We start from the raw sequence: 18,795 nt of genomic DNA, 5'->3' as shown, positions 1-18,795 counted from the left end.
ACTTTCCCATGGGGGCTGCGCCCCGCGCTGCGGCGCGGTCGCATGCCGATTTCAGCGAAAGCCGTTTTGTCAGCGCCCATGTGCCGGACGCAGCCGATGAGTGGGTGACCCTGCCCTTGCTGGGCAACCGCCACACCACGGTCCACCAGCGGATCCTGGTGGCGGTGATGGCTGCCGCCTTGCTGGCGTTGGCCGTGGTGGCCGCCTGGGGTCTGCACCGCGCCGATACCGTCGCGCAGCAACTGGCTGCCACCGGCCAGGCCCTGATGCAATCTCAACGCCTGGCCAAATCGGTGTCTCAAGCCCTGGTGGGGAGCACCCCGGCCTTTGCCGACGTGGCCGAGAGCGCCGACGTGCTGGCCAAGAACGTGCGCGGCCTGCAAGCTGGCGACGAACGTTTGGCCGCGGTCAATGCCGATGCCCAGACCGATATCGCCCAAATTACCCCCCTCATGGAGCGCGCCGAAAAGAACGCAGCCACCGTGATGGGCCAGCAAAAAATCCTGACCCAGGTGGGCGCTGCGTTGCACAACATCAACCGCCAATCGTCCGATCTGCTGGAAATCGCCGAAACCGTGGCGTCGTTCAAGTTGCAACAGGCCGCCAGCCCGACCGAGATTTCGGCTGTGGGCCAGTTGGTCATGCTGACCCAGCGCATCGGCAAGTCGGCCAATGAATTCCAGACCATGGAGGGCGTGAGCCCCGAGGCGGTCTTCCTGCTGGGTAAAGACCTGAATTCGTTCAAGGAAATTACGCAGGGTCTGCTGGACGGCAGCCCGGATCTGCGCCTGGGCGCAGCCAAGGATGCCGCCACCCGCGAGCAGCTCCAGGCTTTGCTCAAGCTGTACGAAGAAACCCGCACCCAGGCCGGGGCGATTCTGGGCAACCTGCAGGGCCTGGTGTCGGCCCGCGAGGCGCAAACCGCTGTGGTGGGCGACAGCGAACCGCTGCGCCGCCAGCTGGAAGCATTGCAAGACAAGCTGTCTTCGCAAACCGGTCTGGGCCTGGTGGCGATCGTGGCGCTGGTGTTGTCGGCCCTGCTGGCCCTGGCCTGTGCCGCTGGTTTGGCCGCCGTGCAACTGCGCGGAAGCCGCAAACGCCAGGCCACGGCCGAAATGCAGCGGCTGGATGCCGAGGCCGCCCAACAAGGTGCCAAGCGCGTCAACGATGCCAACCAGGCCGCCATTTTGCGGCTCATGAACGAACTGCAGGCAGTGGCCGAGGGCGATCTGACCCAGCAGGCCACCGTCACCGAAGACATCACCGGCGCGATTGCCGACTCGGTGAACTACACCGTGGAAGAACTCCGCGCCCTGGTGGGTAGCGTGCAAAACACCGCCACCCAGGTGGCCCAGACCACGGCGCAGGTGGACAGCACCTCGACCGAGCTGCTGGCCGCCTCCACCGAACAGCTGCGCGAGATCCGCGAAACCGGCCGTTCGGTGCTGGACATGGCTTCGCGCATCAACGAAGTGTCCGCCCAGGCGCAAGAGTCGGCCACGGTGGCGCGCCAGTCGCTGCAGGCGGCCGACTCGGGCCTGCAGGCGGTGCAAAACGCGATTGGCGGCATGAACTCCATCCGCGACCAGATCCAGGAAACCTCCAAGCGCATCAAGCGCCTGGGCGAATCTTCGCAAGAGATTGGTGAAATCACCGAGCTGATCTCCGACATTACCGAACAAACCAATGTGCTGGCGCTGAACGCTGCCATCCAGGCCGCATCTGCTGGCGAGGCCGGGCGTGGCTTCTCGGTGGTGGCCGAAGAGGTGCAGCGGCTGGCCGAGCGCTCGGCCGACGCCACGCGCCAGATCGCTGCGCTGGTCAAGGCCATCCAGACCGACACCCAGGACGCGGTGGCCGCCATGGAGCGCTCCACCCAGGGCGTGGTGGCCGGTGCGGCCTTGTCTGACAGTGCCGGTACGGCCCTGACCGAGATCGACCACGTGTCGCGCCGCCTGGCCGAGCTGATCGAGCAGATTTCGCTCACCACTTCGCGCGAGGCCGAAAAAGCCAACGTGGTGGCCGACAATATCCAGCACATCTTTGCCGTGACCGAGCAAACCGGCGCGGGCACCCGGACCACGGCGGCCCAGGTGCGCGAGCTGTCCGAGATGGCCGAAGAATTGCGCCTGTCGGTGGCGCGGTTCAAAATCAAGTAGCCTGCCATGCTGTTGTCGCCCACTGCCGCTGCAGACACCACCATGTACCCTCCCGCATCCACGGCCGAAGAGGCCCCCGAGCACGACCTGGGCCCGCTGGCCTGGGTGCTGGACGAGCTGCGCAAAACCCTGGATGCGGCCGTCAAATCACTCAAGCGCTATGTGCGCGAAGCCGATGCGTCGCAGGCGGCGGGTTTTTCTGTGCCCGATGCCAGCCACTTGGGCACCGCGCTGCAACACCTGCACCTGACCGTCGGCGCGCTGGAGATGGTGGGCATGATGCCGCCGTCGCTGCTGCTGCGCGCCATGGAGGCCGCCGTCGCCAAATGTCTGGACAACCCCAGCCTGTGCACGGACGAGGCCGTCGGCAAGATCGAACGGGCCGGGTTTGCGGTGGTGGACTACCTGGAAGCCGTGCTGGCCAGCAAGCCGGTGTCGCCGGTCGGTCTGTTTCCGCAGTACCGCGAAGTGCAGGCGCTGGCCGGGGTGACCCAGGTCCATCCGGCCGACCTCTGGCCACTGGAGCCGCACTGGCGCGATATTGCCGTGGCCGAACCGGTGTCGCCGCTGGCCTATGCGCCTGCGCTGCGGGCTCGGCTCGACCAATGTGTGCTCAAGGTCGTCAAGACCGGTGACCCGGTGGCCGCCCAGGAACTGGTCCGTATCTGCCTGGGATTTGCGCAGCACCAGCAGCGCCAGCCCGAGCAGGTGTTCTGGAACATCGCTGCCGCCTATTTCGAAGCCTTGTCGCTGGGCCTGTTTGCCTCGGACGTGTACTCCAAGCGGATTGCCTCGCGGGTGCTGACCCAGTACGCCGCGCTGGCCAAGGGCGAAGCCACCATTGCGCCGCGCCTGGTGCAGGACATGCTGTTTTTCTGCGCCCAGGCCGTGCCGGTGCAGGCCGCCGATGCGCCCACCCTGGCCGCGGTGCGCCAGGCCTACGGTTTACAGCGGCATGCGCCCATCGACTACGAAATGCGGCCTTTTGGTCGGTTCGACCCGGCCTTGCTGGTCCAGGCGCGCAAGCGGCTGGCCGCGGCGGCCGAGACATGGTCGGCCCTGGCCGGGGGCGACACGCACCGTTTCAAGCCCGCCCTCGACCAGTTCGCCATGGTCGGCGAGTCGCTGACCAAGCTGCATGCCGGTAGCGCCGTGCTGGCGCAGGCCCTGACCCACGCGGTGGAGTCCACCGTGCGCTCCAAGGCTCCGCCGTCTACGGCCTTGGGCATGGAGGTCGCCACCTCGGTCCTGTACCTGGAGGCCGCGTTCGAAGAGCTGGACCAGGCCGATGCCGAGCTGGCCGAACGCGCCACCCTGCTGGCCGACCGCCTGACCGCGGTGGGCCAGGGCGCCCAACCCGAGCCGCTGGCTCCGTGGATGGAAGAGCTCTACCACCGCGTCAGCGACCGGCAAACCATGGGCAGCGTGGTCGATGAGCTGCGCCACACCCTGGCCGAGGTGGAGCAGGCACTGGACCAGTTTTTCCGCACTCCGCGCGAGAAAGTGCCGCTGTCCAAAGTGGCGCACCAGCTCACCCAGATGCGTGGCGTGCTGTCGGTGCTGGGCCTGGACCAGGCTTCGCACGCCGTCTTGCGCATGCGCGAGACGGTCGATGGCTACATGGCCGAGGATCTGGGCGACCCGGTGGCCCAGGCCGCCAGCTTTGACCGGTTGGGCAACAGCCTGGGGGCCCTGGGCTTTCTGATCGACATGCTGGGCTACCAGCGCGCGCTGGCCAAGAAGCTGTTTACCTACGACGAAGAAGCGGGTGAATTCAAGCTGGCCATGGGGCGCAACACCGTCTCGGCCGCGGATTCGGTGCAAGCACCATACCTGGACGCCTTGGAGGAGCGTGCCCAAGTGTCCGAGTTGGCGTCGCCCCCGGCAGAAGAACCGCTGCCGCCAATGGATGCCGAACCCTGGGCCATCTCCGAACTGCCCGACCTGCTGGATCTGGACCTGGCCTCCGTGGCCGCTCCGCTGGAGCCCGCCGCAGCCGTGCCTGAACCTGAACCTGAGCCTGTAGAGGACTTGGAGCTGTTCTCGGTGCAACCCGTGGCGGAGCCCGAGCCCGAGTTCACCCTGACCGCTGCAACGCCAGACCAAGGCCGTGTTACCGAAGTCAGCGCCGAACCCGAGCCCGTAGCGCCTCCGGTAGCCGCCGAGCTGTCCGAAGACGATGCCGAACTGTTGGGCATCTTTCTGGACGAAGCCCGCGAAGTGGTGCAGACCGGCCAGGGCGCGGTGGCGGCACTGGCTGCCGCACCCACGGGTGCCGGGCCGCAAATCACGCTGCGCCGCGCTTTCCACACCCTCAAGGGCAGCGCCCGGATGGTAGGACTGTCCGAGCTGGGTGAAGCCGGCTGGGCGTTGGAGCAGATGGTCAATGGCTGGCTGGCCGAGCAAAGCCCCGCCCATCCCGATTTGCTGCGGGTGGCAGGCGATGCCCTGAACGCCTTTGGCCTGTGGGTCGAAGACATTGCCGTGGGTGCCGCCCAGCACTGGCGGGCCCAGCCCTTCCGTGCCTCTGCCGATGCCCGTCGGCTGGAGCTGCGCTATCTGCCGCTGGCCGTGCCGCAAGCCTCCGCCGATGTGTTGGACCCCGCGCACCTGCTGGCCGACCTGCCGGAGCCGGTGGTCGACCCAGTGCCAGAACCCGTGCCAGAACCGGTGCCAGAACCCATGCCAGAACTGGTGACCGATGCGGTAGAGGCGGTGGCGGAAGAGGCTGTGGCCGCCGAGTTGCCAGAGCTGCTGCCCGAGGAGTTGCCCGAGGCCACCGACAGCGCTCTGCTGCCGCTGGACACCCCCGGGCCGGACGAGGCCACCAAGGTCATCGGCCCGCTGCGCATTGGTATCCCGCTGTACAACGTCTACCTCAACGAGGCCGATGAATGGTCGCGTCGCCTGCTGACCGAGCTCAGCGAGTGGTCGCTGGAGCTGCACCAGCCGCTGCCCGAATCGACCATCTCGCTGGCGCACTCCCTGGCCGGTAGCTCGGCCACCGTGGGCTTCCAGGCGCTGTCGCAGATGGCCCGGGCGCTGGAGTCGGCGCTGGAACACGTGCAGCTGATGCCCCAGGGCACCCCCCGGCACGCGCAGATCTTTACCGACGCCGCCGAAGACATCCGCCGCCTGCTGCACCAGTTTGCCGCCGGTTTCCTCAAAGAGCCCAACCCCAGTGTGCTGCAGGCCCTGCGCGATGTGCTGGAGGATGCCTCGGTGCCCGCGCCCCAGGCTGAGCCCGAGGTGCCGGAGCCGCCAGAGCATGACGATGCCGAAGCGCTGGCCGAGCTGGCCTTGCTGGATGCCGTTGAGGAACCTGTGGCCAGCGTGGAAGCCCCTGTCCTTGCCGAGGAACCCCTTGCCATTGCAGCGGCCCCGCCGTCCGACTTCGACGAAGAGATCGACCTGGCGGACGTGATCGATGTCGATCTGTTTCCGATCTTCGAAGAAGAGGCCGCCGAACTGCTGCCCCAACTGGGCGGCGCCCTGCGCCAATGGTGGGCCCGGCCCGAAAACGGCGGCGCCCGCAACGAGGTGCTGCGCGCCCTGCACACCCTCAAAGGCAGCGCCCGCCTGGCCGGTGCCTTGCGCCTGGGCGAAATGGCCCATCGGCTGGAAACCGAGATCGAGCGCCTGGGCTCCGAGCCCCTGCAGTCGGCGCAGATCGAGCCGCTGTTGTCGCATTTCGATGCCTTGCAGACCCAGATGGACAGCCTGCGCCAGGCCCATTTGCGCATGCCCCACGAAACCGTGGAGCAGCCTGCGCCGTCCCAGCCCGATGCGAAGCCCGAAACCTCGGCCATCATCACCCTGTTGACCCCCGCGCAGCCCGCCGCCGTACTGCCTGCGCCGCGCCTGATGGCCCACCAGTCGGTGCGCGTGCGCTCCCAGCTGCTGGACCGGCTGGTCAACCAGGCGGGCGAGGTCATCATCACCCGGACCCGGCTGGAGACGCGCCTGACCCAATTGCGCGGCGCGCTGGCCGACCTGACCGGCAACCTGGAACGCATGCGCGGCCATCTGCGCGACATCGAGGTGCAGGCCGAGTCGCAAATGCAGTCGCGCCTGGCGCTGGCCAAGGACACGGCGCAGGGGTTTGATCCGCTGGAATTTGACCGCTTCACCCGGGTGCAGGAGCTGACCCGCATGATGGCCGAGTCGGTCAACGACGTGGGCACGGTGCAGCGCAACCTGCAGCGCACCATCGAGGGCACCGAGGACGACCTGGTGATCCAGGCCCGCCAGGCCCGCGAGCTGCAGCGCGACCTGCTGCGCACCCGCATGGTGGAATTCGAAGGTATTGCCGAGCGCCTGTACGCCGTGGTGCGCCAGGCCGCCAAAGACACCGGCAAACTCATCAAGCTGGACATCACCGGCGGCTCCATCGAGATGGACCGGGGTGTGCTGGACCGCATGGCCCCGGCGTTTGAGCACCTGCTGCGCAACGCGGTGGCCCACGGCATCGAGCTGCCCGAGGTGCGTACGGCGGCGGGCAAAACCGCCATCGGCAACATCCTGGTCGAGCTACACCACGAGGGCAACGACATCTCGGTGCGCTTTGCCGACGACGGTGCCGGGCTGGACATGGACCGCATCCGCCAAAAAGCGCTGGACCAGGGTTTGGTGCAGGCTGGCGCAGAGTTGGACCCGGCGGCCGTGGCTGACCTGATTTTCCTGCCTGGCTTCACCACCGCCGCGCAGGTCACCGAGCTGTCGGGCCGCGGCATCGGCATGGACGTGGTGCGCTCCGAAGTGCTGGCCCTGGGTGGGCGCATTGAAACCCAGACCGCTGCCGGGCAGGGCACGCAGTTCAAGCTGGTACTGCCCCTGACCACGGCGGTCACCCAGGTGGTGATGCTGCGCATGGGCACCCTGTCCATTGGCGTACCCGCTAACGTGATCGAAGTGGTGCGCCGCATGCCGCAGGCCGAGTTGGCCCGGGCTTACGAGAGCCATACCGTCGATGTGGCGGGCGAGGCCGTGCCCTTCTTCTGGGGCGGGGCGCTGCTGCAGACATCAAAGCACAGCAGCGAGCCGTCGGGCAAAAACAGCGCGGTGGTCATCTTCCGCAGCGCGGCGCAGCGCCTGGCCCTGCACGTGGACGAGGTGCTGGGCAACCAGGAGGTGGTGGTCAAGAACCTGGGCCCGCAACTGTCGCGCCTGCCCGGTCTGTCCGGCATGTCGGTGCTGGCCTCGGGTGCGGTGGTGCTGATCTACAACCCGGTGGCGCTGTCGTCGGTGTACGGCGTGCAGGCCCGCCAGTGGCAAATGGGTGTGGGCGATGTGCCGGCACAGTTGGCCCCTGTGCAGCACACGCCGCTGGTGCTGGTGGTGGACGACTCCATCACCGTGCGCCGCGTTACCCAGCGGTTGCTGCAACGCGAAGGCTACCGCGTGGCGCTGGCCAACGACGGCCTGCAGGCGCTGGAGCGGCTGCAGGAGGAAAAGCCCGCCCTGGTGCTGTCCGACATCGAGATGCCGCGCATGGACGGCTTTGACCTCACCCGCAACATCCGCAGCGACGAAGCATTGAAAGACCTGCCCATCATCATGATCACCTCGCGCATGGCCGAAAAGCACCGCGAGCACGCCCGTGCGCTGGGCGTGAACCACTACCTGGGCAAGCCGTATCCAGAAGAAGAGCTCTTGAGCCTGGTGCGGCGCTACACCACTGAAAATAATGGTGTTTTAGGCCTCTAGCGCCCATTCCATGGGCGTGAGAAGCTATAAATTACATAGTACTTTCGTCACGGCAGTGCATGCGGCTTCTTGACCACCGCGTAGCGCAACAGGGTGCGGGCGCGGGCCTCGTCATGGGCCACGATGGGCAGCGGGTAGGTCTTGCCCAGCACCACGTCGGCAGCCTGCAACTCCATCGGTTTGGCCAGCCACGGCGCGTGGATGGCGGCGTTGGGTAAGCGGGCCAGCTGGGGCAGGTAGCGGCGGATGAACTTGCCCTCGGGATCGAACTTTTCGCTCTGGCTGGTGGGGTTGAAGATGCGGAAATAGGGCTGGGCATCGCAGCCGCTGGAGCTGGCCCACTGCCAGCCGCCGTTGTTGGCCGACAAATCAAAATCGTTCAGGTGGGTGGCAAAGTAGGCCTCGCCCCAGCGCCAGTCCAGCCCCAGGTCTTTCACCAGAAAGCTCGCCACCACCATGCGCAGGCGGTTGTGCATGTAGCCGGTCTGGTTGATCTGCGCCATGGCGGCATCCACCAGCGGGTAGCCGGTGCGGCCCTCGCACCAGGCGGCAAACAGGGCCTTGGCGGCCTTGCCATGCTCCCAGGCGATGCCGTCGTATTCGGGCTTGAAAGCGCCTTGGGCCACATGCGGAAAGTTGCTCAAAATCTGCGCATAAAAATCCCGCCACACCAGTTCGCTGAGCCACACGCTGGCCCCCTGGATGCCCTGCAGGTGCAGCGGGTAGGCCGCGGCCGCCATCTGCCGGATCGACACCGTGCCAAAGCGCAGATGCACGCCCAGGTAGCTCGGGCCTTTGACGCCGGGGAAGTCGCGCGTGGCGTGGTAGTGCTCCATGCGCTCGAAGAATTCTTCAAACAACTGCTGGCCGCCGCTTTGCCCGGTGGGCAGCTTCAGCTGGGCCAGGTTGGTGGGCTCGAAACCCAGCGCCTGCAAACTCGGCACGGGCTGCGGATGCGGTCGCGGTGCCAGGCGCACGGCGTACTTCTCCACCGGGTAGGACTTGAGGTAGAAATCGTCCACCTTCTTCAGCCAGGCATTTTTGTACGGCGTAAACACCCCGTAGGGGCGGCCCTGCTGGGTGAGGATTTCCCTGCGCTCAAACACCACGTGGTCCTTGTAGGTGTGCAGCGCAATGCCCAGATGCGCCAGCCCGCCCAGCACCATGGCGTCGCGGGCCAGGGCCTGCGGTTCGTCGTCGTGGTTGGCAAACACCGCCTGGGCGTGCAGTTCCTTGGCCAGTGCCGGAATCGCATCGCGGGCCAGGGCGTGCAGGGTGATCAGTCCGCTGTTGGGCTGCAGGGCGCGCAAGGCGGCGTCCAGCTCGACCACCGAGGCCTGGATGAACTCCACCCGGCGGTCGGCGCGGGGCAGGCTGTCCAGAATCTCGGTGTCGAACACAAACACGCAGTGCACCTGCTGGCAGCACTTGAGCGCGTGGTAGAGCGCCGCGTGGTCAAAGCTGCGCAGGTCGCGGCGGAACCAGACCAGGCCGGTGGCGAACTCTCGGGAGGCGGTTTTGGGGGGAGGGGGCGCTAGCATTCCACGATGTTAACGGCCAGCCCTCCACGCGCGGTTTCCTTGTACTTGGTCATCATGTCGGCGCCGGTTTCACGCATGGTCTTGATCACCTTGTCCAGGCTCACAAAGTGGCTGCCGTCGCCGTGCAAGGCCATGCGGGCGGCGTTGATGGCTTTGACGGACGCGATGGCGTTGCGCTCGATGCAAGGGATTTGCACCAGTCCGCCCACCGGGTCGCAGGTCAGGCCCAGGTGGTGTTCCATGCCGATTTCGGCGGCGTTTTCCACCTGCTCGGGGGTGCCGCCCATCACCGCGCACAGGGCGGCGGCGGCCATGGAGCAGGCCACGCCCACCTCGCCCTGGCAGCCGACTTCGGCCCCGGAGATGGAGGCGTTCTCCTTGTACAGCATGCCGATGGCGGCGGCGGTCAGCAGGAAGTCGATGACCCCGCTGGGCGTGGACGTAGCCACAAAGCGCACGTAGTAGTGCAGTACGGCGGGCACGATGCCTGCGGCCCCGTTGGTCGGTGCGGTGACCACGCGGCCCCCGGCGGCGTTTTCTTCGTTCACGGCCAGGGCGTACAGGTTCACCCAGTCCAGCACCTGGAGTGGATCGCGTAGCGCCAGTTCGGGATTCGCGCAGAGCTTGGTGAACAGGTCGGCCGCACGGCGTTTGACCTTGAAGCCGCCAGGCAGCACGCCCTGGGTGCGGCAGCCGCGCACCACGCAGGCCTGCATCACGGCCCAGATCTTGTTCAGGCCTGCGTCGATGTCGGCATCGCTGCGCCAGTGCTGTTCGTTGCGGCGCATCAGCTCGGCAATCGAAATGCCCGCGCCCTTGCACTGGGCCAGCAGCTCGTCGCCGCTGTGGAAGGGGTAGGGCAGCACCGTGGTGTCGGGGGCCAGTACCTTTTGCTTGTTGCCGTCGGCGGCCACTTCGTCGCTGACGATGAAGCCACCGCCCACCGAGTAGTAGCAGCGGTTTAGCAGTTCGGCCCCATCGGCGTCATAGGCAATGCAGCGCATGCCGTTGGGGTGGAAGGGCAGGGTCTCGCGGCGGTAGAAGGCCAGGTGGTCCTTTTCCTTGAACGCCACCGGGTGCACCCCGCCCACGCGCAGCAGGCCGGTGCTGCGGATGTTTTCCAGCAGGGCGGGAATGGCTTCCACGTCCACGCTTTCCGGGTCATGGCCTTCCAGGCCGAGCAGCACGGCCTTGTCGGTGCCGTGGCCCTTGCCGGTGGAGCCCAGCGAGCCGTAGAGCTTGACCTCGACCCTGGCGCACGCACCCAGCAGGCCCTGGTGCGCCAGCCGTTCGGTGAACATACGGGCGGCGCGCATGGGGCCCACGGTGTGCGAGCTGCTAGGACCGATACCGATTTTGAAGATGTCGAAAACACTGACTGCCATGGGGAAAGTCTCGCTTTTTTACCGCTGTGCGGTGAGGTAGTCGGGATGGACAAAGAAAGGCGCGTCCGAACGCGGCAGGGCGGCTTTGCCCCGGATCGCGTCGGCCATCTTCTCGGCCAGCATGATGGTGGGGGCGTTCAGGTTGCCGCTGATCACGTCGGGCATGATGGACGCGTCCACCACCCGGAGGTTGCTGATGCCATGCACGCGGCCTGCGCCGTCGGTGACGGCCATGTCGTCGGTGCCCATGCGGCAGGTGCAGGAAGGGTGCAGGGCGCTTTCGCCGTGCGCCCGGATGTGGGCATCGATTTCGGCATCGGTCTGCACGTCGTCCTTGGGCGACACGGCGTCGCCGCGGTAGGGGTCGAACGCGGGCTGGTCGAATATTTCACGCGTCAGCCGGATGCCAGCGCGCATTTCCTTGCGGTCCTGCTCGGTGGCCATGTAGTTGAACAGGATGCGCGGCGCATCCTTGGGGCTGGCGGTCTTGAGCGTGACGGCACCCCGGCTGGTCGGGCGCATCGGCCCCACGTGCGCCTGGAAGCCGTGGAAGCTGGCGGGCGCGCTGCCGTCGTACTGGATCGCCATGGGCAGAAAGTGGTACTGCAGGTCGGGGTGCTTGACCCCGGCCGCGCTGCGGATGAAGCCGCCGGATTCGAAATGGTTGGTGGCCCCCAGGCCGGTGCCCTTGAGCATCCACTCCGCGCCGATCTTCACCTTGGCCACCGGGTTCATGGCGCTGTACAGGGTGATGGGTTCCTTGCACATGTACTGCACATAGGTTTCCAGGTGGTCCTGCAAGTTGGCGCCGACCCCGCGCAGCGCGGCGACCACGGGGATGCCCAGTTTGCGCAGGTCGTCCGGGTTGCCCACGCCCGAGAGCATCAGCAGCTGCGGCGAGTTGATGGCGCCGCCGCACAGAATCACTTCGCGGTTGGCGCGGATCAGGTCGGTGCGGTGGCCGTGGACCACCTCCACGCCCACGGCGCGCGGCGGGCTGGTCTCAGGGGCGAAAGCCACCTTGGCGACCAGCGCACGGGTGCGCACCTGCAGGTTGGGGCGCTTCATGGCCGGGCGCAGGTAGGCCATGGCGGTGCTCCAGCGGCGGCCCTTGTGCACGGTCATGTCCATCGGGCCAATGCCCTCCTGGCGGTAGCCGTTCATGTCGTCGGTGCGGGCATAGCCCGCTTGTTGTGCCGCCTCGATAAACGCGTTGTACAGCGGGTTCACGCAGGCCCCGGTGGACACGTTCAGCGGGCCGCTGTCGCCGCGGTAGGCGTCGCCGCCCTTGCCGCGGGTTTCGGCCTTGCGGAAGTAGGGCAGGCAGTCGGCATAGGACCAGTTTTCCAGCCCTTTGTACGATGCCCAGCCGTCGTAGTCGAGCGCGTGGCCGCGGATGTAGACCATGCCGTTGATGCTGGACGAGCCGCCCAGCACCCGGCCGCGCGGGCAGTACATGGGGCGGTTGTCCATGAAGGGCTCGGGCTCGGAGTGGTAGAACCAGTTGAACTTGTCGTTGGCCAGCGGGTAGGCAAAGGCCGAGGGCATGTGGATAAAGATGCTGCGGTCGCCCGGCCCGGCTTCCAGCAGCAGCACTTTCACGTCCGGGTCTTCGGTCAGGCGGTTGGCCAGCACGCAGCCCGCAGAGCCTGCGCCGACGATGATGTAGTCGAAATTTTCGGTGGTCATGGGGCGTAATCTCAGCGGTAGCCGCAGGCGACTTCGCCCAGTTCCACGTACACGGTTTTCAGCTGGGTGTAGTGCTCCAGCGCAACCATGCTGTTCTCGTGGCCAATGCCGGACTCGCCCGCGCCGCCGAAGGGGATTTCGATGGGCGTGATGTTGTAGTTGTTGATCCAGCAGATGCCGGCCTTCAAACGCGCCGCCACGCGGTGGCCCCGGGCCCCGTCGCGGGTGAACACGCCTGCGGCCAGGCCGAAGCGGGTGGCGTTGGCGCGCTGGATGACCTCGGCCTCGTCGTCAAACACCAGCAGGGCCATCACCGGGCCGAAGATTTCTTCCTGCACGATAGCCATGCCGTCCGTGCAGTCGGCAAAGATGGTGGGGGCAACGAAGTTGCCGTTCTCACAGCCTTTGACGTTGACTGCCGTGCCGCCGCACACCAGCGTGGCACCACCCGCCACGCCCTGGGCCACGTAGCCCAGCACCTTGTCGCGGTGGGCGGCAGAGATGAGCGCGCCGACTTCTGTTTCGGGATCTTTCGGGTCGCCCACTCGCAGCAGCAAGGTGCGTTCCTTCAGGCGGGCCAAAAATTTGTCGGCAATGCCGCGCTGCACGAACACGCGGGTGCCGTTGGTGCAGATTTCGCCCTGGGTGTAGAAGTTGGCCATCATGGCGGCGGTCACGGCCTGCTCGAAGTCGGCATCGTCAAACACGATCAATGGCGACTTGCCGCCCAGCTCCATGGTCACCCGTTTCAGGGTGGCGGCGGCGCTGGCCATGACGCGTTTGCCGGTGGGGATGGAGCCGGTGACCGACACCTTGGCTACGCCCGGGTGGGCGGCCAGCAGCGCGCCGGTGGTGCCGCGGCCTTGCAGCACGTTGAACACGCCGGGGGGCACGCCAGCCTCCAGGTAAATCTCGGCCAGCTTCACCGCGGTCATGGGCGTGAGCTCGGACGGCTTGAAGATCATGGCGTTGCCTGCAGCCAGCGCGGGTGCGGACTTCCAGCAGGCGATCTGGATCGGGTAGTTCCACGCGCCAATGCCCACGCACACGCCCAGGGGCTCGCGGCGGGTGTAGGCGAAGGCGTTTTTCAGCGGGTACTGGGCACCGGCCAGGGTGGCGGCGGCACCGGCAAAGTATTCGATGCAATCGGCCCCGCTTGCCACGTCGACCACGCAGGCTTCCTGCCAGGGCTTGCCGGTGTCTTGCACCTCCAGGGCGGCCAGGGTGTCGTTGCGCTCGCGCAGCAGCTGGGCGGCGCGGTGCAGGATGCGGCCGCGCTCGGTGCCGGTCATGGCCGACCAGATTTGAAAGCCAGCCTCGGCGGCGGCCACGGCGGCGTTGACGTCGGCCTCTGCGTTGTCGTGCACCCCGGCAATCACGGTGCCGGTGGCGGGGTTGAGGGTGTCAAAGCGTTCGCCACGGCCCTGTGTGGTTTGGCCATTGACGAAGCTGGGGATCAAGGATGCAGTCATAGAAAAATCTCGGAAAAATATCAGCGCAAAACCACGGTCTTCATGCCGTTGATGAAGACACGGCGCTCTAAAACAAAGCGCAGCGCGCGCGACAGCACCAGGCTTTCCACCAGGCGACCGGCCTGCGACAAATGCTGGGGCGTGTCGGCGTGGTCTACGCGCTCCACCGACTGCTCGATGATGGGGCCTTCGTCCAGGTCGGTGGTGGCAAAGTGGGCGGTGGCGCCGATGAGTTTCACGCCCCGGTCAAAGGCCTGCTGGTAGGGCTTGCCGCCCTTGAAACCGGGCAGGAAGGAATGGTGGATGTTGATGACGCGGCCATGCAGCTCGTGGCAGAGCTCTTCGCTCAGCACCTGCATGTAGCGGGCCAGCACCACGTACTCGGCATCGGTGTCCAGGATCAGCTGCTTGAGCTTGGCTTCTTGCGCGGGCTTGGTGTCGGCGGTGATGGGCAGGTGGTGGAAGGGAATGCCTTCGGCAGCGGCAATGGGGGCCAGGTCGGGGTGGTTGGAGACGATGGCGACGATGTCCATCTTGAGTTCGCCGCGCCGCCATTGGGCGATGAGCTCGCGCAGGCAGTGGTCGAACTTGGACACCATGATCAGTACGCGGGTGGGCACGGCCAGGTCGTGCACCTGCCACTGCGCCTGCGGAAAGCCCACGGCCAGCTCGGAAAACGCGCTGTGCAGGGCCTGCACCGAGCTGGTCAGGCTGAACACGCTGCGCACGTAGAAGCGCTCGGTGCTGTGGTCGTCGAACACTGAAAACTGTTCAATGTAGGCGCCGTGTGCGTTCAGCAGGGCTGACACGGCAGCAACCTGCCCCTGGTCGCTGCCGCAGGCGAGGTTCAGGCAGTAATGGGTGGCTTGGGCGGTGGTCATGGGGCGTTGGAAGTGGAGTGACTTGTCTTACGCCCTCTCCCGTTGCGGGAGAGGGTGGGGGTGAGGGCTTATTTCAGTGCAGCCGTCACGGCGGCCAGACCGTCCTTGCCGTCCAGGGTGGTCACGCCCTTGAGCCAGCCGTCGAGCACGCCGGGGTTCTTCTTCAGGTAGGCGCGGGCGGCGTCGTTGGGCTTGGCTTTGTTGATGATGTCGACCATCACCATGTTTTCAATGGTGGTGGTGAACTGCAGGTTTTTCAGCAGCGTGGCCACGTTGGGGCAGCGGGTTTCGTAGCTGGGAGGGATGGCAGTGAAGACCTTGGATTCGCCATAGTTGGGGCCAAAGCCGCTGGTGTCGCCGCCTTCGAGGTACTTCATCTTCATCTGCACGTTCATGGGGTGCGGCTCCCAGCCCAGGAACACAATGGGCTTGCTGGCGCGGCCTGCGCGCTGCACTTCGGCCAGCATGCCCGCCTCGGAGGATTCGACCATCTTGAAGCCCTTGAGGCCGAATTCGTTTTTGTCGAGCATGCCCTGGATGATCAGGTTGCCGTCGTTGCCGGGTTCGATGCCGTGGATCTTGCCGTCGAGTTCGGTCTTGAACTTGGCGATGTCGGCAAAGGTCTTCAGGCCCTTGTCATACAGGTAAGCGGGTACGGCCAGGGTGTACTTGGCGCCGACCAGGTTGGGGGTCTCCAGCACCTTGATCTGGCCCGCCTTGACGAAGGGCTCGATGATGGGGGTCATGGTGGGGTTCCAGTAGCCCAGGAAGGCATCGATCTGCTTGGACTTGATGCCCGCAAACGTGATCGGCACCGAGGCGATGGTCACCGTGGGCTTGTAGCCCAGGCCTTCGAGCACCACCGAAGCCATGCCGGTGGTGGCGGCGATGTCGCTCCAGCCCACGTCGGCAAAACGCACGGCTTTGCAGCTGGCGGGGTCGGCGGCGAAAGCCAGCGTTGAGCACAGCGTGGCGGCGGCAACAACGGTAAGTTTCTCGGCAAGTTTCAGTTTCATGACCGGGTCCTTTGAATGGGGGGCTACAACACCCCGGACTTTTACAGGTTGACACGCCAGAACTTGGCTGAGAACGACGCGGAGTTGTTCCAGGGCGGCAGGGCGAAAAAACAGGCAAAAATCCGGGTGCCAAATGGGCCTCCTGCGCTTATTCAATGAGCGCAAGAAGCTCCTTTTTACATAGCAAACAATGGCGTGGATGCTAGAGGCAGTTTTTAGCCGCGCTGCTGCACCCAGGCGGCAAACGGGGCCAGCAGGCCGTCGGCACGGGCCTCTACCGTGGCCAGCAGGGGCTGCCAACCGGCGGGCGGCGTGTAGGGTTGCGGGCTGGCCGAAAAGTTGAGTACGGTCAGGGTGTGGCGTGTAGCCAGGGTGATCACCTCGGTGGCCGGGTCGGCCCGCACCTGCACCTGGTCGCGCTGGCGGGGGCCGAGCCAGCCGCTGCGCTTGAGGGCGATCAGCTGGCGGTACAGGGCCAGGATGGCCTGGTTGTCCGGCGCATCCAGCAAGGCCCATTGCAGCTTCGAGGCCTCAAAGGTGCTGCGCGCATGCGGGTCGGGCGGCTCCACGCCGTCGGCACCATCAAAGGCAAAGTCCGCCTTGCGGCCCGCGCGCACGCCGTCGATCAGCGGCTGGTCGCTGAAATCTTCAAAGAACAGGAACGGGGCGGTTTCGCCGTATTCCTCTCCCATGAACAGCATGGGCACAAACGGGCTGGCCAGCACCGCGGTAATGCCCAGCAGCGCCTTGGCCCGGCCGTAGGTGGGCAGCATGCGGTCGCCCCGCAGGCGGTTGCCCACCTGGTCGTGGTCCTGGATGTGCACCACGTGCTCGAAGCCCTGGGTGCTGGCCGCGTCGGTGCCTAAAAAGTATTTGTAGACCTGGTCAAAGCGCGTGCCGTCCAGCACAAAGCCGTCGCGCAAGGCCTTTTCCACATCGGCAAAGCTGCCAAAGTTGGCGTAGTGGCGGCCGGTCTCGCCGGTGAGGCGGGCAAACACCGCGTGGTTCAGGTCGTCGTTCCACTGGGCGTGGTAGCCAAAGCCCTGCTCGGAGGTCACAAACCGGTTGTTGCGCAGGTGTTCGGCAATCATCAGCACCTCGCGGCCCTGGGCCTGGCCGATGCGGCGCGCCAGGGCTGTGCATTCGCGCAGGATGTGCACCGGCATCACGTCAAAAATCAGCGACACCGCGTCCATGCGGAAGCCGTCGAAGCCGATGTCCTCCAGCCAGTAGCGGGTGTTTTCCAGGAAGAACTCGCGCACGCCGTGGTTGTACTCGCCGTCGAAATTGATGGCCGCGCCCCAGGGCGTGGCCGCACTCTTGGTGTAGGGCGCAAAGGCCCCGGTGTAGTTGCCCTCGGGGCCGAAATGGTTGTAGACCACGTCCAGGATGACGGCCATGCCGTGCGCGTGGGCGGCTTCAATAAAGGCTTTGAGGTCGGCATAGCTGCCGTACGCGGCGTGCAGGGCAAACAGGCACACGCCGTCGTAGCCCCAGTTGCGCTCACCCGGAAAGGCCGCCAGCGGCAGCAGCTCGATGGCGGTGATGCCGAGCTCGCCCAGGTAGGGCAGCTTGTGCTGCGCGGCGGCCAGCGTGCCCTCGGGCGTGAAGGTGCCCAGGTGCAGCTCGTACAGGATGGCATCTTCCATCTTCACCCCTGTCCAGCCCGGGCTGTGGGCGGGCGTGGCCTCCACCACCATCGATGGGCCGTGCACGCCTTGCGGCTGGTAGTGCGATGCCGGGTCGGGAAAGCGCTGGCCGTCCACCTCCAGCCAGTACAGCGTGCCGGGCGGCAGGCGGTCGGTGCTGCCATGCCAGTAGCCCAGCGCGTCGGCGGTCAGGGGGATGCGGCCCGGTGGCTCCGCCAGCAGCACGCTGAGGCTGTTTTTCAGTGGGGCAAAGACCCGGAATGCCGAGCGCCCATCGGCGGTGGTGTGGTGGCCAACTGCTGCCATTTGTCTTGTCTCCTGGTCGTGAAAACGATGGTAGCACCGGGTTTTGACAGCGCTGGACGGGGATGGGCCGCCAGCACGGGGCCGATAGAATGGGATTACACAAAAAGATACATCTCATGGGCTTACGGCTTAAATTCAATTTGGTTCTGGTATTGGTTTTTCTGGCGGGGTTTTTGGCCGCCGGGGCGGTGTCGCGCCAGCTGTTGCAGGACAACGCCCGCGACGAAGTGGTGCGCAATGCCCGGCTGATGATGGAAACCGCGGGGGCAGTGCGCAACTACACCATCACCCAGGTGCAGCCGCACCTGCTCAAGCAGCTCGAAGAGGTGTTCTTGCCGCAAACCGTGCCCGCCTACGCGGCCACCGAGACGCTGAACCAGTTGCAAAAGAACTACCCCGAGTACAGCTACAAAGAGGCGGTGCTCAACCCCACCAACCCGCGCGACCGCACGGCCGACTGGGAGGCGGATGTGGTCAACCAGTTCCGCCAGCACGAGGGGGTGCGCGAGATCGTGGGCGAGCGGCCGTCGCTCACCGGGCGCAGCCTGTATATCGCCAAGCCCATCCAGATCACCAACGGGGCCTGCCTGCAGTGCCACAGCGTGGCCACCGCCGCGCCGCCCACCATGCTGAAGATCTACGGCGCGGCCAATGGCTTTGGCTGGAAGCACAACGAAATCGTGGGGGCGCAGGTGGTGTCGGTGCCGATGGAGGTGCCGCTGGCGCATGCCGACCGGGCCTTTACCGCCTTCATGGCTTCGCTGGCCGCGGTGTTTGGGGTGGTGTTCATCGTGCTCAACGTCATGCTCAGCTGGCTCATCGTGCGGCCCATCCGGCGCATGTCGCTGGCGGCCGACGGCATTTCTACCGGCGACTTCAACCAGCCCGAGTTCAGCGAAAAAGGCGGTGACGAAGTCGCCGTGCTGGGCAGTTCTTTCAACCGCATGCGCCGCAGTCTGGAAAAGGCCATGCAGATGATTGACGACTGAGC

Annotated in this window: 10 protein-coding genes; 3 read left to right on the top strand and 7 right to left on the bottom strand. The window is 66.0% G+C overall.

What is annotated here, in order from left to right; all coding sequences use genetic code 11:
• Positions 1 to 8 precede the first annotated feature (8 nt).
• The gene (locus AB3G31_RS18290; protein WP_367850381.1) at positions 9 to 2,159 is read left to right on the top strand and encodes a methyl-accepting chemotaxis protein; all 2,151 of its coding nucleotides are present in this window, start codon (positions 9 to 11) and stop codon (positions 2,157 to 2,159) included.
• A 6-nt stretch (positions 2,160 to 2,165) separates the two neighbouring features.
• Positions 2,166 to 7,865, top strand: coding sequence for an Hpt domain-containing protein (locus AB3G31_RS18285; RefSeq protein ID WP_367847492.1), 5,700 nt, complete (start codon positions 2,166 to 2,168; stop codon positions 7,863 to 7,865).
• Between the two features lie 47 nt (positions 7,866 to 7,912).
• On the opposite strand, the gene AB3G31_RS18280 is transcribed toward AB3G31_RS18285, so the two are convergent.
• The 7 genes from AB3G31_RS18280 to treZ all read right to left on the bottom strand — a co-directional run bounded on the left by AB3G31_RS18280 (position 7,913) and on the right by treZ (position 17,804).
• On the bottom strand, positions 7,913 to 9,406 hold the full coding sequence (locus tag AB3G31_RS18280) for a deoxyribodipyrimidine photo-lyase (protein WP_367847491.1): 1,494 nt from the start codon (positions 9,404 to 9,406) through the stop codon (positions 7,913 to 7,915).
• The gene (locus tag AB3G31_RS18275) at positions 9,400 to 10,791 is read right to left on the bottom strand and encodes an L-serine ammonia-lyase (protein ID WP_367847490.1); all 1,392 of its coding nucleotides are present in this window, start codon (positions 10,789 to 10,791) and stop codon (positions 9,400 to 9,402) included. Before AB3G31_RS18275 ends, AB3G31_RS18280 begins: the two co-directional genes overlap by 7 nt.
• Before the next feature lie 18 nt (positions 10,792 to 10,809).
• Positions 10,810 to 12,480: a choline dehydrogenase gene (gene betA, locus AB3G31_RS18270; RefSeq protein ID WP_367847489.1), complete on the bottom strand. Its 1,671-nt coding sequence runs from the start codon at positions 12,478 to 12,480 to the stop codon at positions 10,810 to 10,812.
• Between the two features lie 11 nt (positions 12,481 to 12,491).
• Positions 12,492 to 13,952, bottom strand: a complete 1,461-nt coding sequence (gene betB, locus AB3G31_RS18265) for a betaine-aldehyde dehydrogenase (RefSeq protein WP_367847488.1) — start codon at positions 13,950 to 13,952, stop codon at positions 12,492 to 12,494.
• Between the two features lie 20 nt (positions 13,953 to 13,972).
• Positions 13,973 to 14,833 carry a formyltetrahydrofolate deformylase gene (purU, locus tag AB3G31_RS18260; protein WP_367847487.1) on the bottom strand — a complete coding sequence of 287 codons (861 nt, stop codon included), beginning with the start codon at positions 14,831 to 14,833 and terminating at the stop codon, positions 13,973 to 13,975.
• A 68-nt stretch (positions 14,834 to 14,901) separates the two neighbouring features.
• Positions 14,902 to 15,849, bottom strand: coding sequence for a choline ABC transporter substrate-binding protein (locus AB3G31_RS18255; protein ID WP_367847486.1), 948 nt, complete (start codon positions 15,847 to 15,849; stop codon positions 14,902 to 14,904).
• A gap of 215 nt (positions 15,850 to 16,064) precedes the next feature.
• The gene (gene treZ / locus AB3G31_RS18250) at positions 16,065 to 17,804 is read right to left on the bottom strand and encodes a malto-oligosyltrehalose trehalohydrolase (RefSeq protein WP_367847485.1); all 1,740 of its coding nucleotides are present in this window, start codon (positions 17,802 to 17,804) and stop codon (positions 16,065 to 16,067) included.
• 116 nt (positions 17,805 to 17,920) lie between these two features.
• On the opposite strand from treZ, the gene AB3G31_RS18245 reads away from it, so the two are divergent.
• Positions 17,921 to 18,793 carry a DUF3365 domain-containing protein gene (locus AB3G31_RS18245; RefSeq protein ID WP_367847484.1) on the top strand — a complete coding sequence of 291 codons (873 nt, stop codon included), beginning with the start codon at positions 17,921 to 17,923 and terminating at the stop codon, positions 18,791 to 18,793.
• The last annotated feature ends 2 nt before the right edge of the window (positions 18,794 to 18,795 follow it).

Source organism: Rhodoferax sp. WC2427 (assembly GCF_040822085.1).
GTDB lineage: Bacteria > Pseudomonadota > Gammaproteobacteria > Burkholderiales > Burkholderiaceae_C > Rhodoferax_B.
The sequence above is the reverse complement of the archived record's forward strand: the minus strand, read 5'-3'. Positions and strand labels throughout refer to the sequence as shown.